This is a genomic window from Cupriavidus sp. 05L310 (assembly GCF_056398185.1).
Map to the genome: position 1 here is coordinate 161,709 of NZ_JBFTOX010000002.1, position 16,011 is coordinate 177,719.

Here is a 16,011-nt window from a genome sequence, read left to right on the forward strand (position 1 = left end):
CGCCAATTCCATCTCCGCCAACCAAAGGCCATCACATGTTCAAACACATCCTGCTTCCCGTTGACGGGTCGGAACTCTCGCAAAAGGCAACCCCGGCGGCCATCGAGTTTGCACGGACGACCGGCGCCAAACTGACGCCCTACATTTGCCTGGAGGAATATCCCTTCCTGCAGTCCAGCGACGCGGGCCATGAGAAGAGATCGGTTTTCGAGCATCGCATCGAGGCGGCAGCGCGCGAGGAACTGGCGAAGATCGAAGCCGCCGCGGCGCAGGCGGGCGTACCGTGTACAGGTGCCACCTCCATTGCGGCCGCGCCCTATCGGGGCATCATCGCCACGGCGACGGAGCTGGGTTGCGACGTTATCTTCATGGCCTCGCATGGACGGCGCGGCATCAGCGGCCTGCTGCTCGGCAGCGAGACCCAGAAAGTGCTGACACATAGCGATATCCCGGTGGTGGTGTTCCGCTGAGGGCGCACGGGCTTGCGTCTCGCCCGCTTGCGGGTGAGACGCAGCGTATCGGAAGGTCAATGCCAGCGGACCGCCCTTGTGCAACCTGGCGCCGCTACTCCCCCCACCACCGCCACCACCTCCCCCTCGTTCACGCTATCCCCCTGCGCGGACCATCGGGCGCTCCGCCATAAGGCCATCTCCCGGCGGCTCAGGCCGCGCATTCCATCATCTGCCGCTGCCGGTATTCCCCCGGCGCCACGCCGGTCCATTTCTTGAATGCCCGGTGGAAGGTGCTGGGCTCGGAGAATCCTACGCGCAGCGCCACCTGCAGCAGCGGCAAGTCCGTGTGTTCCAGGAAGGCAATGGCGGCATCGCGGCGCAGGCTGTCCTTGATGCTCTGGTAGCCGCGGCCTTCGTCGCGCAGGCGGCGGCGCAGCGTTTGCGGCGTCAGGCGCAGTGTCTCGGCCATCTGCTCCAGCGAGGGCAACTCGCCGTCCAGGTGGCAGCGCAGGTGGCGGCGGATACGCTCGGCCAGGCAGGAGTCGTCGCGGTAGCGGGTCAGCAGGTTGCGCGGCGTGTCATGGAGGAACTCTCGCAGGCTGCCCGCGTCCTGTACTACCGGCAGGCGCAGCCAGCCGGCATCGAAGTGCAGTGCGGTGTACGGCTGGCCGTAGCGGACCCGCGTGTTGAAGACCCGTTCGGTGTCCGTCAGGCGGGACTGTCCGCCAGTCTGGCCCGTGGCTGACGCGGCCATGTCCACGCCGGCGAGCGGGATGCGCTGCGCCGCCAGCCAGTTGGCCACGCCGTAGGCCTGGAAGGCAAACGTGGATTCCGCGTAGTGCCGGCAGGGCGTGGCGGGCGCGCGCGGCAGCAGCAGCAGGGTGGCGACGCCGCCGCGCTGCTGCAACCGCGGGACGAAATCGTCCAGGTGCAGGCGGTACTGGTGCAGGCCGGCGTGCAGGGCGTCTTCCAGCGTGGCGCAATGGATCAGTGCCTGGCAGGCCTGCGCGAACACGCCCGGCGCCACCGGTCGGCTGAGCAATCCCCAGAATTCGTCGCGCATGACGCGGCGCATGGATCGCATCAGCGCGGCAAACTGGCCCTGGGTCACGCGCGCGCTGGGCGATTGCAGCAAGGCCGGCGAGATGGCCGCGCGGCGCAGCAAGGCGTCGATGTCGCAGCCCAGGCGCCTTGCCCCCTGAATGATCTGGTGCACTTGCAGGACCGCGATGGTATGGCGTGCGGGCGGCTGGCCGGCGCGCGGCGCCTCGTGCACGCGCGGCAGTCGCGCGGCCATCGCGCCGGCCGGGCGGGAGCCGAGCGGCGCCGGCATCGATGAAGGCGCGGGCGCTCTGAGTACGGCGATATGCATGGTCTCCTTGTCCTCGTTGGACGCCCCGGTCAGTCCGGCCATCCGCGCCTTCGCTGCACCGCAGCGCGCCAGGCGCACGGACGGATCGTTGCCCGTCATGTACCGGTTCGGTGCCGGTTCTCTGCCGGCCATGCTCGCCAGTTAGCCCGATGCGGCGCACCTGCACAATCCGGATTTACCAAAGGCAGGCTTTTTCCTGAGCGATTCGGCCAATCATTTTGGGCCGAATGGTCATTGTCCACGCAGTGCAGCATCGCGCAATCTCATCTCTTGCCGGCACCAGGCCATTGGGGCGTGGCGGGCGCTTCAACGATGGGAGGCAGGATGCAGTCAGAACGTCGCAGGACCCTGTTGCGGTTTGGCGCGGCCTCGCTGGCCGCGGGTGGCGGCTTCGCCGGGCTGGCCAGCGCGCTCGCGCAAGGCACCGGGACGTCCGGCTATCCGGCCCGGCCCGTGCGTCTGGTCGTGCCGTATCCGGCCGGTGGCGCCACCGATGTGCTCGCGCGCGCCATTGCCGCTCCGCTCGGCCAGCAGTGGCAACGCACGGTGGTGGTGGAGAACCGCCCCGGCGCCAGCGGCATGATCGGCGCCGACGCGGTGGTCAAGGCCGCTCCCGACGGCTACACGCTGTTGCTGACGCTGACCAGCGTGGTGCAATTGCCCAGCCAGTACGCCAAGCCGCCCTTCGACCCCGTACGCGACCTGACCGCCGTGTCGGAACTGGCGACCACGCACCTCGTGGTGGCTGCCAACTCGTCCATGCCAGGCAACCTTGCCGAGATGGTGCAGTTGGCGAAGAGCCGTCCCAAGGCTTATTCCTATGGCACCTACGGCACCGGCAGCGGTGCCCATCTCTATATGGAGGTGTTCACCGGCACCGCCGGCCTGGACATGGTCCATGTGCCATACAAAGGCGAGGCGCCGCTGCTCAACGATCTGCTGGGTGGCCAGGTGTCGCTGGGCACGATTTCCGTGATGGGAATCAAGCCGCACTTGCGGACCGGCAAACTGCGCGCGCTGGCGGTGGTGGGGAACACCCGCGCGCCCCTGCTGCCGGATGTGCCGACCTTCCAGGAACTGGGCTACCGCGGCCTCGACGGCCCCGGCTGGTTCGGCCTGTTCGCCCCGGCCGGCACGCCCCGGCCCATCGTGGACAAGGTTTCGGCGGATGTGAACGCCATCCTGGCCAGCCCCGATATCCAGCAGCGCATGACCGACCTCGGCTTGATCGTGAAAGGGTCGCGGCCGCAGGAGTTCACCGAGGTGGCGCGTGCCGACCAGGCTTACTGGGCCGGCGTGATCCGCAAACTCAATATCCGGCTCGACTGAGCCGGCGGCATTCTCCGGTCCCCTCTGGAACCGACCTGACAGGAGCAGCGATGCAGCACACGCGCCGCAAGGCATTGCAGCAGATCGGAGCCGGCGCCCTCGCCGCCGGTGGCCTCGGGCTAGGCTTGCGCCCGGCCCGCGCAGATAGCTTCCCGGCCAAGCCGGTGCGGCTGGTCGTGCCCTATCCGGCGGGCGGTGCCACCGATGTGCTGGCGCGCGCCATTGCCGAGCCGCTCGGCAAGATGTGGCAGCGTCCCATCGTGGTGGAAAGCCGCCCCGGCGCCAGCGGCATGATTGGTGCCGACGCGGTGGCCAAGGCCGATGCCGACGGCCATACCGCGCTGCTGACCATCACCACCCTGGTCCAGGCGCCGAGCCTGTACGCCAAGGCGCCTTTCGACCCGGTGCGCGATTTTGCGCCGGTGTCCAACCTTGGCACCACCAGCCTGGTATTCGCGGTGCACAACTCGGTGCCCGCCACCACGCTGGCCGAGTTCATCGCGCTGGTGAAGTCCAGGCCGAAGCAATTCAACTACGGCTCCTTCGGCACCGGCTCCAGCGGCCATCTCTTCGGGGAAGTCTTCAACGACGCCGCCGGGCTCGACATGACCCATGTGTCCTACAAAGGCGAGGCGCCCGAGCTGAACGACCTGCTTGGCGGCCAGGTGCCTGCCGCCATCATCTCCGTCATGGGCGCCCGCCCGCACACCGCCACCGGACGGCTGCGCGCGCTCGCGGTGACCGGGCCGGCGCGCGCACCGCAATTGCCAGACGTGCCGACCTTCCGCGAGTGCGGCATCGCGGGCATGGATGCGATGGGCTGGTTCGGGCTGTTGCTGCCGGCCGCCGCGCCGCGCCCGGTGGTGGAGAAGTTCTCCGCCGACGTCAACCGCGTGCTGGCGATGCCCGCCGTGCGCGGCCGCATGAGCGAGATGGGCGTGGTGCTCATGGGCAGCACGCCGGACGCCTTCGGCGACACCATGCGCAGCGACTACGCGCGCTGGGGCAAGGTGATCCGCACCCGGAATATCCGCCTTGACTAGAGCCGAGCCGGCGGCGGCCGGCGATTTCCTTACTTTGTGTTCGCCATGAATCAAGTTGCTTGCGCTTCTCCCTCCCCGGCCTACCGCTCTCCCTTCTGGCCGCCCGGCATGCCGGCCGAGGTGCGCGTTCCACGCACCAGCCTGGTTTATAACGTCGAGGTCGCCGCCCGGCGCTATCCCGGCAAGACCGCGATCCAGTACCTCCATACCCCCATCACCTACGCCAGCCTGCACACGCAGATCGAACGCATGGCCGGCTACCTGCAGCAAGTTGGCGTGGCGCCGGGCGACCGGGTGGTGCTGTTCAGCCAGAACTGCCCCCAGTTCATCGTGGCGTACTACGCCATCCTGCGCGCCGAGGCCGTGGTGGTGCCTGCCAACCCGATGTGGCTGACCGGCGAACTGGAGCATGTGGTGGAGGACAGCGGCGCGGTGGCGGCCTTCGTCGCGGCCGAGCTGTATCCGCGCATCGCGCCGCTGCATGGCGCCAGGCTGCCGCATGTGATCGTGCACCAGTACGGCGACATGCTCGACAGCGCCTGCGGCACCGACGGCATACCCGCCTGGCTTTACGAGCGCGCCCCGCTGCCCGCATCCGTGCCGGAAAACGCCACGCTGGCGCAGTGGACGCAGGCCGACGCCGCGGGCCATGTCCCGCGCGAGCACCAGGCTGGCTACGACACCCTGTGCATGCTGGCCTATACATCCGGCACCACCGGCAACCCGAAGGGCTGCATGCATACGCACGGATCGCTGATGAGCGCTGCGGTGGGCTCGCAGTTGTGGCGTGGCGCCAGCCCGGAAGGCGTGTCACTGTCGGTCGCGCCGATGTTCCACCTGCTCGGGATGCAGAACGGCATCCATGCACCGCTTTACCTGGGCGCCACCATTGTGCTGCTGCCGCGCTGGGATCGCGCGCTGGCAGCAGACCTGATCGAGCGCTACCAGGTTTCCACGTGGGGCGCCCCACCCGCCATGCTGGTGGACTTCTTCGCGCAGCCCGGCATCGCCGAGCGCGATCTTTCCAGCCTCGCCTACCTGGGCGGCGGCGGCGCCGCCATGCCCGACGCCGTGGCGACCATGCTGCAGGAGCGCTTCGGGCTGCCCTACGTGGAGGCTTACGGCCTGACCGAAACCGCCGCCTTCCTGCTGTCCAACCCGCGCCACCGGCCCAAGCGCGAATGCCTGGGCATCGCCACCTTCGGCGTGGACGCGCGCGTGATCGACCCACACACGCTGGCCGAGTTGCCGCAGGGCGAACTGGGCGAGATCGTGACCCACGGCGCGCAGGTGATGCGCGGCTACTGGCGCAACCCGCAGGCCGATGCCGAATCGTTCGTCGAGATCGATGGCAAGCGCTTCCTGCGCACCGGTGACCTGGGTTTCATGGATGCCGAAGGCTACTTCTTCATGCGCGACCGGCTCAAGCGCATGATCAATGCGTCCGGCTTCAAGGTCTGGCCGGCCGAGGTGGAGAACCTGCTCTACGGGCATCCAGCCATCCACGAAGCCTGCGTGATCGCCGCGCGCGATGCGCGCCGGGGCGAGACCGTGAAGGCGGTGGTGGCGCTCAAGCCGGGAGCGCGCGGCACGCCCGAGGCCAGCGCCGAGCAGATCATGGCGTGGTGCCGCGAGCGCCTGGCCGCCTACAAGGTGCCGCGCATCGTCACTTTCGTCGATGCCCTGCCCAAGTCCGCCACCGGCAAGATCCAGTGGCGGGCGCTGCAGGAGCAGGAGCAGGAGCAGGGACAAGATCAGGACCCGCCGCCGCAACCGGAAGCCGCCGGACGCGCGGCCTGAACGCTACAAGAGGAGACAGCATGAAAGCAACGAGACGCAACTGGCTGGGCCAGGCGGCAGCACTGGGCAGCGGCGTGCTGCTGGCCGGATGGCAATGGCCGGCACTGGCGCAGGGCAACTATCCGGCACGGCCCATTCGCATGGTGGTGCCTTATCCCGCCGGCGGTGGCACCGACACTATCGCGCGCATGATCGGCCAGCGCCTGACCGAGGCCTGGGGCCAGCCGGTCGTGGTCGACAACAAGCCCGGCGCCAGCGGCATGCTCGGCAACGACATCGTGGCCAAGGCGCCACCAGACGGCTACACGGTGCTGCTCGGCATTACCGCCATGATCCAGTCGCCCAGCCTGTACAAGCGCATTCCCTATGACGTGACGCGCGATTTCGCGCCGGTCTCGCTGATTGCCAGGTCCTCCGACCTGTTCGTGGTGCCCAACCGGGTGCCGGCCAATACATTGGCCGAGTTCGTCGCCCTGGCCAAATCCGGCAAGCTCAGCTACGGCTCCTACGGCAACGGCACTTCCTCGCACCTGCACGGCGAGCTGTTGAAGATGCAGGCGGGGCTGGAGCTGACGCACATTCCATACAAGGGCGCCGCGCCGCTGATGAGCGACGTGCTTGGCGGGCAGGTGGATTCGGCCTTCGTCGACGTGACCTCCGCCAACAGCCATCTGAATAGCGGGAAGTTCAGGATTCTCGCCATCACCGGCACCCAGCGCTACAAATCGCTGGCGGCCGTGCCGACCTTCGCGGAGGCCGGTTTCGCCGGGTTTGAGCCAAGCGGCTGGTTCTCGGTGTTCCTGCCGGCCAATACGCCGCGCGACGTGGTCAATCGGCTCTCGACCGAGATCGGCCGCATTGTGCGCCTGCCCGAAGTCTCGCAGAAGCTCTCGGCGATGGGGCTGCAGCCGGTCGGGTCCTCTTCCGAAGAGCTGGCGGCGTTGGTCGCGACGGATACCCCCAAGTGGGCCCGCATCGTGCGCGACGCGCACATCCAGCTCGACTGAGGCAGCGGATTTATGCCGCCTTCAACACATATGCGCTGATTGACCGCGAGACCGGGCAGGCGGAACTGCAACGCAACACGGCTCGTACCGGCTTGAAGAAAGGAAGGCAACAGGCAGCGCGGACCCTCGTTCGTGCCGCGCAACGCAATATCCATCAAGGAGACATCATGGGAAATACCGACAAGAACATGGCGATGGCAGCCCGCAAGGTGCCCTGGATGAATGAAGAGCTGGGCATGTTCCAGGACACCGTGCGCCGCTTCGTCGAGCGCGAGCTGGTGCCGAACGAAGCCCGCTGGGCCGAACGCGGCTACATCGACCGCGAAGTCTGGAACCGCGCGGGCGAAGTCGGCCTGCTGTGCGCCAGCATTCCGGAAGAGTACGGCGGCGGCGGTGGGAACTTTGCGCACGAGGCGGTGATCTGTATCGAAATGGCGCGTGCCATTGCCACCAGCCTGGGCAACGGCGTGCACAGTGGCATCGTGGCCCATTACTTGCTCAACTACGGTACCGAGGCGCAGAAGCGCAAATGGCTGCCCCAGATGGCGTCAGGCGCCATGGTGGCCGCCATCGCCATGTCGGAGCCCGGCGCGGGCTCCGATCTGAAGTCGGTACGCACCCGAGCGGTGCGTGAAAAGACCCAGAACGGAGACATCTATCGCATCAACGGTGCAAAAACCTTTATCACCAACGGCTACCACGCCGACCTGATCTGCGTGGTGGCCAAGACGGATCCTGAAGCCGGCGCGCGCGGCGTCTCTCTCATCATGGTCGAGACCCGGGACCTGCCCGGCTTCAGGCGTGGACGTATCCTTGAAAAAATCGGACAGAAGGGCCAGGACACCGCCGAGCTGTTCTTCGACGATGTCTGCGTGCCGGTGGATAACCTGCTGGGCGAAGTGGAGGGGCAGGGTTTCTATCAATTGATGCAGCAACTGCCGCAGGAGCGCATGATCATCGCGCTCGGTGCGGTGGCGAGCATGCAGCGCGCCATCGAACTCACGACCGACTACGTACGCGAGCGGCAGGTGTTCGGAAAACCGCTGATCGATATGCAAAACACGCGCTTCAAGCTCGCGGAGTGCAAGACCGAGGCAACCATCGCCGCAACCTTCGTCGATGATTGCATGGTGCGTTTGCTCGCCGGCGAACTCGATGCCCCCACCGCGGCGATGGCGAAGTGGTGGTGCTCGCAGAAGAACTGCGAAATCATCGACGAATGCCTGCAGCTGCATGGCGGGTACGGCTATATGCTCGAATACCCGATCGCCCGCATGTATGCGAACGCGCGGGTCAGCAAGATTTACGGCGGCTCCAACGAGATCATGAAGGAGCTGGTGGCGCGCACGCTTTGATGCGCGAGGGGCCATGCGGGCAGCCACTCATGCCAATGCCGTAGGACGTTGGAAGTAGGCTGCCCGCAAAGCCCGGCGCAGCGAGGGTTGGAGGTATCGATGCGTGCTTCTCGTTACAAAACCAACTGTGCAGGGAGTACAGGAAAGGTGTAATGTGTGTCACAAGACATGGTTCAAATGCCCGTCGCGAGCGGGGCCTGGGGTGGTGGTACGGTGAGTCGAGCGGATCCGTTGCACAGTTGCAAAGTTCGTCAACCGAGTCTCAGTTCCTGCCGTTATTTGACTATGATTAAGTAAAGATTTCGCAACATGGCAGCACCGCCAAGCCGGGGTGGCGGAGCCGCAAGCGCTGCCGCGGAATCTTGAGTTGTAGTAGATGTAGTAGATCTACCATCGCCTCGGACGGGACTCTGACGGGAGTGAGGTATGGACATTTTCGGCCACTACGCCACACGCTTCGAAGCTCGCAAGGAAGAGGAATACAGCATCCAGGAGTATCTGGATATCTGCAAGAAGGATCCTTCCGCCTATGCGACCGCGGCCGAGCGCATGCTCGCCGCCATCGGTCAGCCTGAACTGGTGGACACCCACCACGATCCTCGGCTGTCCCGCCTGTTCTTCAACAAGGTCATCAGGATCTATCCGGCCTTCCGCGAGTTCTACGGCATGGAAGACACGATCGAGCAGATCGTCGCGTTCTTCAAGCATGCCGCCCAGGGTCTCGAGGAACGCAAGCAGATCCTCTACCTGCTCGGGCCTCCGGGCGGTGGCAAGTCCTCGCTGGCGGAAAAACTCAAGGCGCTGATGGAGCAGGTTCCCATCTACGCATTGAAGGGCTCGCCGATCCATGAATCGCCGCTCGGGCTGTTCTCGCCCGAGGAGGACGGCAAGATTCTGGAAGAGGACTATGGCATCCCGGTGCGTTATCTCAACACCATCGCCTCGCCATGGGCCGTCAAGCGCCTGCACGAGTTCAACGGTGACATCACGCGCTTCCGTGTGGTCAAGCTGCGTCCCTCGGTGCTCTCGCAGATCGCGATCTCGAAGACGGAGCCCGGCGATGAAAACAACCAGGACATCTCCTCGCTGGTCGGTAAGGTCGATATCCGCAAGCTGGAAGATTTCCCGCAGGACGATCCAGATGCTTACTCGTACTCCGGAGGCCTCTGCCTGGCCAACCGCGGGTTGCTCGAGTTCGTCGAAATGTTCAAGGCGCCTATCAAGGTCCTGCACCCGTTGCTGACCGCCACCCAGGAAGGAAACTACAAGGGTACCGAAGGCTTCGGCGCGATCCCCTTCGACGGCGTCATCCTGGCGCACTCGAACGAGGCCGAGTGGACGACCTTCAAGGCGGACAAGAACAACGAGGCTTTCCTCGACCGGATCTACATCGTCAAGGTGCCGTACTGCCTGCGCGTGTCGGACGAGGTGAAGATCTATGACAAGCTGCTGCGCAGCAGTTCGCTGTCGGCCGCGCCCTGCGCGCCCAACACCTTGAAGATGATGGGACAGTTCGCCGTGCTCACCCGCATCAAGGAGCCGGAGAATTCGAACATCTTCTCCAAGATGCGCGTCTATGACGGCGAGAGCCTGAAGGACGTCGACCCCAAGGCCAAGTCGTACCAGGAGTACCGCGACTACGCCGGCATCGACGAAGGCATGAACGGCTTGTCCACGCGCTTTGCCTTCAAGGTCTTGTCTAAGGTCTTCAATTTCGACAACACCGAGGTGGCCGCCAATCCGGTGCACCTGCTCTATGTGCTCGAGCAACAGATCGAGCGCGAGCAGTTCCCGCCGGAACAGGAGGCCAAGCTGCGGTCTTACATCAAGGAGTATCTGACCGCGCCGTTCGTGGATTTCATCGGCAAGGAGATCCAGACTGCTTACCTGGAGTCGTACTCCGAATACGGCCAGAACATCTTCGACCGCTACGTGGTGTTTGCCGACCTGTGGATCCAGGACCAGGAATATCGCGACCCGAACACCGGCGAGATTCTCGACCGCAATGCGCTGAACGACGAGCTGGAGAAAGTGGAAAAACCCGCGGGGATATCCAACCCCAAGGACTTCCGCAACGAGATCGTCAACTTCGTGCTGCGGGCGCGGGCCAACAACGCGGGCAAGAACCCCGCGTGGACCAGCTACGAGAAGTTGCGCATGGTGATCGAGAAGCGCATGTTCTCCACCACCGAAGACTTGCTGCCCGTGATCTCGTTCAACGCCAAGTCCTCTCGCGAGGACCAGGACAAGCACGCGAATTTCGTCAACCGCATGGTTGAGAAAGGCTACACGGCGAAGCAGGTCCGCTTACTTGTGGAGTGGTATTTGCGCGTAAGAAAATCATCGTAACGGCGCCTGGACGAGGCCTCTCCAAGAGGGCAAGCATATGGCCACGGTCATCGATCGGCGCGAGAACGGCGGCAACAAGAGTGCCGTCAACCAGCAACGCTTCATCAAACGCTACCGCGAGCAGATACGCCAGGCGGTAGCGAAGGCGGTGTCCGGCCGGAAGATCATGGACATCGAGCAAAGCGGGCAGGTGTCCATTCCGGTCAAGGACATCTCCGAACCTGCCTTCCACCACGGCCAGGGCGGCCGGCGGGAGTGGATCCATCCGGGCAACAAGAAATTTGTCCGGGGGGATAGCTTCGACCGCCAGCAGCAAGGCGGCGGTGGAGGCGGCTCCAAGGCGAGCGATTCGGGCGAAGGCGAGGATGATTTCGTCTTCACCCTGTCGCGCGAGGATTTCCTCAACTTCTTTTTCGAGGACATGGCGCTGCCGGACATGGCCAAGCGCCACCTCGCCAAGATCGCCGAGGTCCGCAAGGTCAGGGCTGGCTTCTCCATCGACGGTACCCCTTCCAATCTGTCCATCCTGCGCACGATGCGAAGCTCGCTCGGGCGGCGCATCGCCTTGTCGAGCCCCTACCAGAAAAAACTCGTGCTGCTGGAGCAGGAATATGGCGAGGTGCTGGAGCAGGACGGGCCTTATTCGGCACGCGCGCTGGAACTGATGAAGGAGATGCGCCACCTGCGCTCCTGCGTGGAACGCGTGCCCTTTATCGAGAAGCTCGACCTGCGGTACAACAACCGCGTGCTGAAGAAGCGGCCGCAGGCGCAGGCGGTGATGTTCTGCCTGATGGACGTCTCGGGTTCCATGGACGAGAGCCGCAAGGATCTCGCCAAGCGCTTCTTCATGCTTCTGTATCTATTCCTCAAGCGCAACTACGATCGCATCGACGTGGTGTTCATTCGCCATCACACGGTGGCGAAGGAAGTCAACGAGGAGGATTTCTTCCATTCGCGCGAATCCGGTGGTACGGTTGTATCCAGCGCGCTCAAGCTGATGGTCGAGGTGATCCACGACCGCTACCCCGCCAGCCAGTGGAATATCTACTGCGCCCAGGCGTCGGACGGCGACAACTGGGCGGGCGATTCGGAGTTGTGCGGGCGCTTGCTGCGCGAGTCCATCCTGCCGCTGGTGCAGTATTACGCCTATGTGGAGGTGGCTTCGGAGGAACCGCAGAATCTCTGGGAAGAGTATCTGGCGGTGAAGGAGCGCTACGAGAACTTCGCCATGCAGCGCATCATCGGGCCGGACGAGATCTATCCCGTGCTGCATGACCTGTTCCAGAAGAAAGCGGCCTGGCCGTCGAGCCGCTGAGGCAGGTTTTCCCCCTCTCCCCTCTGGGGAGAGGTAGGGGAGAGGGATGGTTTTCAGGCGCGGACGCTTCGTCGATGCACCCGCCCTCTTCCCCGCCCCCTCTCCCGCTCGCGGGAGAGGGGAACAACCCAAGGTCGTTTTGAGACTGACACGCGGGCATGGGCTTCACCCGCAACGGGGGTCGTAAATGGCATATCTCTCCACCGGCTCGGAGTGGACCTTCGAGCTGATCCAGCGCTATGACCGCGAAATCGCCCGCATTGCCGGCGATTTCGGCCTGGACACCTATCCCAATCAGGTCGAGATCATTACCGCCGAGCAGATGCTCGACGCGTACGCGTCGTCCGGGCTGCCCGTCGGCTACAACCACTGGTCGTATGGCAAGCATTTCCTGGCGTCGGAGCGCAGCTACCAGCGCGGGCATATGGGGCTGGCCTACGAGATCGTGATCAACTCGAATCCCTGCATTGCCTACCTGATGGAGGAGAACACCATGCCAATGCAGGCGCTGACAATCGCGCACGCCTGCTATGGCCACAACTCCTTCTTCAAGGGCAACTACCTGTTCCGCACCTGGACCAATGCGGACGCCATCATCGACTACCTGCTGTTCGCCAAGAACTATGTAGCCGAATGCGAGCAGCGTTACGGCGAGCAGGAAGTGGAACAGTTGCTGGATTCCTGCCACGCGCTGCAGAACTACGGCGTGGATCGCTACAAGCGCCCCAAGAAGCTCTCCATTGCCGAGGAGCAGGCGCGCCAGACCGAGCGGGAGAATTACCTGCAGACGCAGGTCAACGACCTGTGGCGCACCCTGCCCAAGCACCGCGCGCACGCGCTCGAAGACGATGAAGGGCTGGAGCGCGATGTGCCCTTCCCGCCGGAGCCGCAGGAAAACCTGCTCTACTTCATCGAGAAGAATGCGCCCAAGCTCGCGCCCTGGCAGCGCGAGATCGTGCGCATCGTGCGCAAGATCGCGCAGTACTTCTATCCGCAGCGCCAGACCAAGGTCATGAACGAAGGCTGGGCCACGTTCTGGCACTACACCATCCTGCACCAGCTATATGAAGAAGGCCTGGTCAACGACGCCTTCATGATGGAATTGCTGCAGGCGCACACCAACGTGATTTACCAGCCGCCGTACAACAGCCCGTACTACAGCGGCCTCAACCCGTACACCGTGGGTTTCCTGATGTTCCAGGACCTGCGCCGCATGTGCGAGAACCCGACCGAGGAAGACTATCGCTGGGCTCCGGAATTCGCCGGCAGCGACTGGCGCAAGACGCTCGATTTCGCCATGCGCAACTTCAAGGACGAGAGCTTCCTGCTGCAGTTCCTGTCGCCGCGCGTGATCCGTGAGCTCAAGCTGTTCTCCGTGCTCGACGACGACCGCGAAGGCAAGCTGCGCGTGACCGCCATCCATGACGACGAGGGCTACCGGAATATCCGGCAGTTGCTGGCCAACCAGTACGACTTGTCGAACATGGAGCCCAATATCCAGATCACCAACGTGGATGTGGGCGGCGACCGCTCGCTGACGCTGCGCCACCTGCAGAACGACCGCCGTCCGCTGGCGCAGAACTTCGATGAGGTGATCCGCCACGTCACGCGGCTGTGGGGTTTCACGGTGCGGCTGGAGGTGGCCTACGAAGACGGTCGCCGCGAATCCAAGTACGAATGCAAGCCGGAACGCCGGCATCGCAAGGCCGCTTGATCGCTTCGTTACCGCGCGGGCGGCTGCTGTCGGTTGTCCGCGCGCGGCGTCACGCCGGCCGCGCGCCGGCCCGTGCCGCCGCCTGAAGCGTCCGCATGATGGCCTCCGCGGCCCAGTGCCCGGTCGCCGCGGCAGCCTCCGTGAAGGGCGCGTTCATATAGTCCCCCGCCAGGAAGACCCGTTGCCGTGGTGCAGGCGGACGGCTGCGGTACGCCCGCACATCGGCGGCGCGGCCGACCGGCACGGCGGGCATCGCCTGCGCCCAGCGCGTGACCAGGCAGTCCTCTATCTGACGTGAAATCCCCGGCAGGTGGCGCTCGACCTCGGGCAGCACGTCGGCGAGGATTTGCGCATCGCTTGCGCCCAGCCGGTCGGCGGCGGGGCGGTCTTCCAGCATGACCTGGATCACCTGTCCGTGTCCGTTGGCGGGGTCGCCAAGGTGGTGCTTTCCCGCATCCAGTGCCAGTGCGGCCACATGGCGGCGCTCGGCACGCGGCACCAGCACGCCATAGGTGCCCGCCAGGGCCCGCGGCACACGGAAATCAGGCCGCGCGAGCAGCGACAGGTTGATGGTGCGGCTGTAGCCGGTGGCGAGCAGGCGGCGCTCCAGCGCGTCCGCGCCCGGCCAGGCTTGCCGGGCGAATGGTGCCGGCAACGCGCACACGACAAAGTCGGCGCGGGCTTCGAAGCCCGCACCGCTCACTACCACGCCGGTGTCTTGCTGGCGGATGGCATCGACACGCCGTCCTGTTTCCACACGTAGCGGGCCCGCCAGCGCGCGCGGCAGGCTCTGCATGCCGCCGGCCAGCGAGGTGGTGCTGCAGCGGCGCGCGCCGAAGCCGCTGGCCAGCAGCATCAGCGCCGCGGATGATGTTTCCGGCGTGAGGAAATAGAAGCCTTGCAGCAATGGCTCCGTGACGTAGGCGAGCGCTTCGCCGCAGCCACGGCGGTCAAGCCACTCGCTGGCGGATTCCTCGTCGTAGCGAGCCCATTGGCGCAGGTCGTTGAGCGGGAGCGTGCGCAGTGCGCGGCCTTCACGGCCCAGCGCCAGCCCCAGGCGCAGCCAGGCTGGCAGTCCCAGCAGGCCGCTGCGCAGCGGGTCCAGCATGCTCTGCGCGCGCACGCGGCACGGGCGGCCTTGCCGTATCACCGCGCTGACCTGGCTGGCTGCGCGCAGGCCGCCAGCCAGGCCTAGCTGCCGAGCCAGTGCCGTTAGCACCGTATAGCCGGTGGACAGGAACTGCGCGCCGCATTCGATCACATGCCGTCCGAAGGTTTCAGTGCGCATGCGGCCGCCAGCCTCCTGGGCGGCTTCGAACACGCGCACCTGCACGCCGGCACGCGCGAGTGCATCCGCCGCGCACAGGCCGGCAATGCCGGCGCCGGCTACGATCGCGGTAGGCGCGCGGTGCACGCCGGGGGCGTAAACCGGCTCTGTCGATGTTGGTGGAACGGGTGACGGCGAGGAAGCGGCATGCATGATCTGGGACCTGTCTCGATGGCCCGTGCGTGACGGGCAGCGTGCGACAATCTAGCGGCTTACCGCATGCCGGCCAATTCGCTTTCCGCTCAGATTCCATCATGCCCGCCGCCACCGAACCGCCCAAGCGCCGCCAGCCCTCGCAGCAGCGCGCGCAACATACCGTGCAAGCCATCTTGCAGGCCGCGGCGAAATTGTTCGCGGAACACGAGATGCGTGGCCAGCCCGAACCTACCACCGAGCAGATCGCCGCCCTGGCGGGCGTATCGGTCGGCTCGCTCTACCAGTACTTCGCCGACCGCGCGGCCATCCTCCGGGCCTTGATCGAGCAACAGCGCGACGCCGCCATGATCGCGCTGGAAACGATGCTGGCCGAGCGCATGGCGGCGGTGCCGGCCACGGCGGGCATGTCCGGGAAGGAAGCCGCCCGCGCCGCGCTGCGCGCCTATGTACAGGCTTATGTGCTCAGTTTCGGCGGGTACGATGACCACACCCGCGCGCTGGCCCGCCTGGCCTGGCGCCACGACCGCGACGAAGACGCCGTGGCGGCGCTGCGCATGGCCAGCGAACGGATTGGCGCGCAACTGCAGGCGCTCGGCATGGGCGCGCTGCGGGTGCCTGCCCCGGCCCAGATGTTTGCGCTGACCCGCGCCTTGTTCGGCGTGGTGCGGGCGGCCTCGCTGGAGCGCTCGCCCCTGCTCGGCAGCCCTGCGCTGGAGGACGAACTCGTTCGCCAGTGCTGGGGCCTGCTGCAGCGCGAGCCGGAAGCCGGCTAGGCCGGCCTGGCCGGCTCTG

At 65.5% G+C, this 16,011-nt stretch carries 12 protein-coding genes; 10 read left to right on the forward strand and 2 right to left on the reverse strand.

Annotated elements, in window-relative coordinates; genetic code table 11:
- The first annotated feature begins 35 nt into the window (after positions 1-35).
- Positions 36-470, forward strand: a complete 435-nt coding sequence (locus AC1DS6_RS02040; RefSeq protein WP_045235416.1) for a universal stress protein — start codon at positions 36-38, stop codon at positions 468-470.
- Positions 471-660: 190 nt separating this feature from the next.
- On the opposite strand, the gene AC1DS6_RS02045 is transcribed toward AC1DS6_RS02040, so the two are convergent.
- On the reverse strand, positions 661-1,824 hold the full coding sequence (locus AC1DS6_RS02045; protein WP_477101880.1) for an AraC family transcriptional regulator: 1,164 nt from the start codon (positions 1,822-1,824) through the stop codon (positions 661-663).
- Between the two features lie 324 nt (positions 1,825-2,148).
- Between AC1DS6_RS02045 and AC1DS6_RS02050 the strand changes: the two genes are divergently transcribed.
- From AC1DS6_RS02050 to AC1DS6_RS02085, 8 genes are all read left to right on the forward strand, one after another.
- Positions 2,149-3,153, forward strand: coding sequence for a tripartite tricarboxylate transporter substrate binding protein (locus tag AC1DS6_RS02050; RefSeq protein WP_477101842.1), 1,005 nt, complete (start codon positions 2,149-2,151; stop codon positions 3,151-3,153).
- A 50-nt stretch (positions 3,154-3,203) separates the two neighbouring features.
- A complete protein-coding gene (locus tag AC1DS6_RS02055; protein ID WP_477101843.1) occupies positions 3,204-4,196 on the forward strand; it encodes a tripartite tricarboxylate transporter substrate binding protein in 993 nt (330 codons plus the stop codon).
- A gap of 45 nt (positions 4,197-4,241) precedes the next feature.
- Positions 4,242-5,996, forward strand: a complete 1,755-nt coding sequence (locus AC1DS6_RS02060) for a long-chain fatty acid--CoA ligase (protein WP_441630947.1) — start codon at positions 4,242-4,244, stop codon at positions 5,994-5,996.
- 20 nt (positions 5,997-6,016) lie between these two features.
- The gene (locus AC1DS6_RS02065) at positions 6,017-7,003 is read left to right on the forward strand and encodes a Bug family tripartite tricarboxylate transporter substrate binding protein (protein WP_441630949.1); all 987 of its coding nucleotides are present in this window, start codon (positions 6,017-6,019) and stop codon (positions 7,001-7,003) included.
- 194 nt (positions 7,004-7,197) lie between these two features.
- Positions 7,198-8,358 carry an acyl-CoA dehydrogenase family protein gene (locus AC1DS6_RS02070; RefSeq protein WP_441630970.1) on the forward strand — a complete coding sequence of 387 codons (1,161 nt, stop codon included), beginning with the start codon at positions 7,198-7,200 and terminating at the stop codon, positions 8,356-8,358.
- A gap of 426 nt (positions 8,359-8,784) precedes the next feature.
- Positions 8,785-10,707 (forward strand): PrkA family serine protein kinase, encoded by a 1,923-nt coding sequence (locus AC1DS6_RS02075; RefSeq protein ID WP_035863181.1) that lies wholly within the window; start codon positions 8,785-8,787, stop codon positions 10,705-10,707.
- 37 nt (positions 10,708-10,744) lie between these two features.
- Positions 10,745-12,022 carry a YeaH/YhbH family protein gene (locus AC1DS6_RS02080; RefSeq protein ID WP_441630952.1) on the forward strand — a complete coding sequence of 426 codons (1,278 nt, stop codon included), beginning with the start codon at positions 10,745-10,747 and terminating at the stop codon, positions 12,020-12,022.
- 187 nt (positions 12,023-12,209) lie between these two features.
- Positions 12,210-13,736, forward strand: coding sequence for a SpoVR family protein (locus AC1DS6_RS02085; protein ID WP_035863177.1), 1,527 nt, complete (start codon positions 12,210-12,212; stop codon positions 13,734-13,736).
- Positions 13,737-13,785: 49 nt separating this feature from the next.
- On the opposite strand, the gene AC1DS6_RS02090 is transcribed toward AC1DS6_RS02085, so the two are convergent.
- On the reverse strand, positions 13,786-15,150 hold the full coding sequence (locus AC1DS6_RS02090; RefSeq protein ID WP_477101844.1) for a protoporphyrinogen/coproporphyrinogen oxidase: 1,365 nt from the start codon (positions 15,148-15,150) through the stop codon (positions 13,786-13,788).
- Positions 15,151-15,317: 167 nt separating this feature from the next.
- Between AC1DS6_RS02090 and AC1DS6_RS02095 the strand changes: the two genes are divergently transcribed.
- Positions 15,318-15,992 carry a TetR/AcrR family transcriptional regulator gene (locus AC1DS6_RS02095; protein WP_441636856.1) on the forward strand — a complete coding sequence of 225 codons (675 nt, stop codon included), beginning with the start codon at positions 15,318-15,320 and terminating at the stop codon, positions 15,990-15,992.
- The last annotated feature ends 19 nt before the right edge of the window (positions 15,993-16,011 follow it).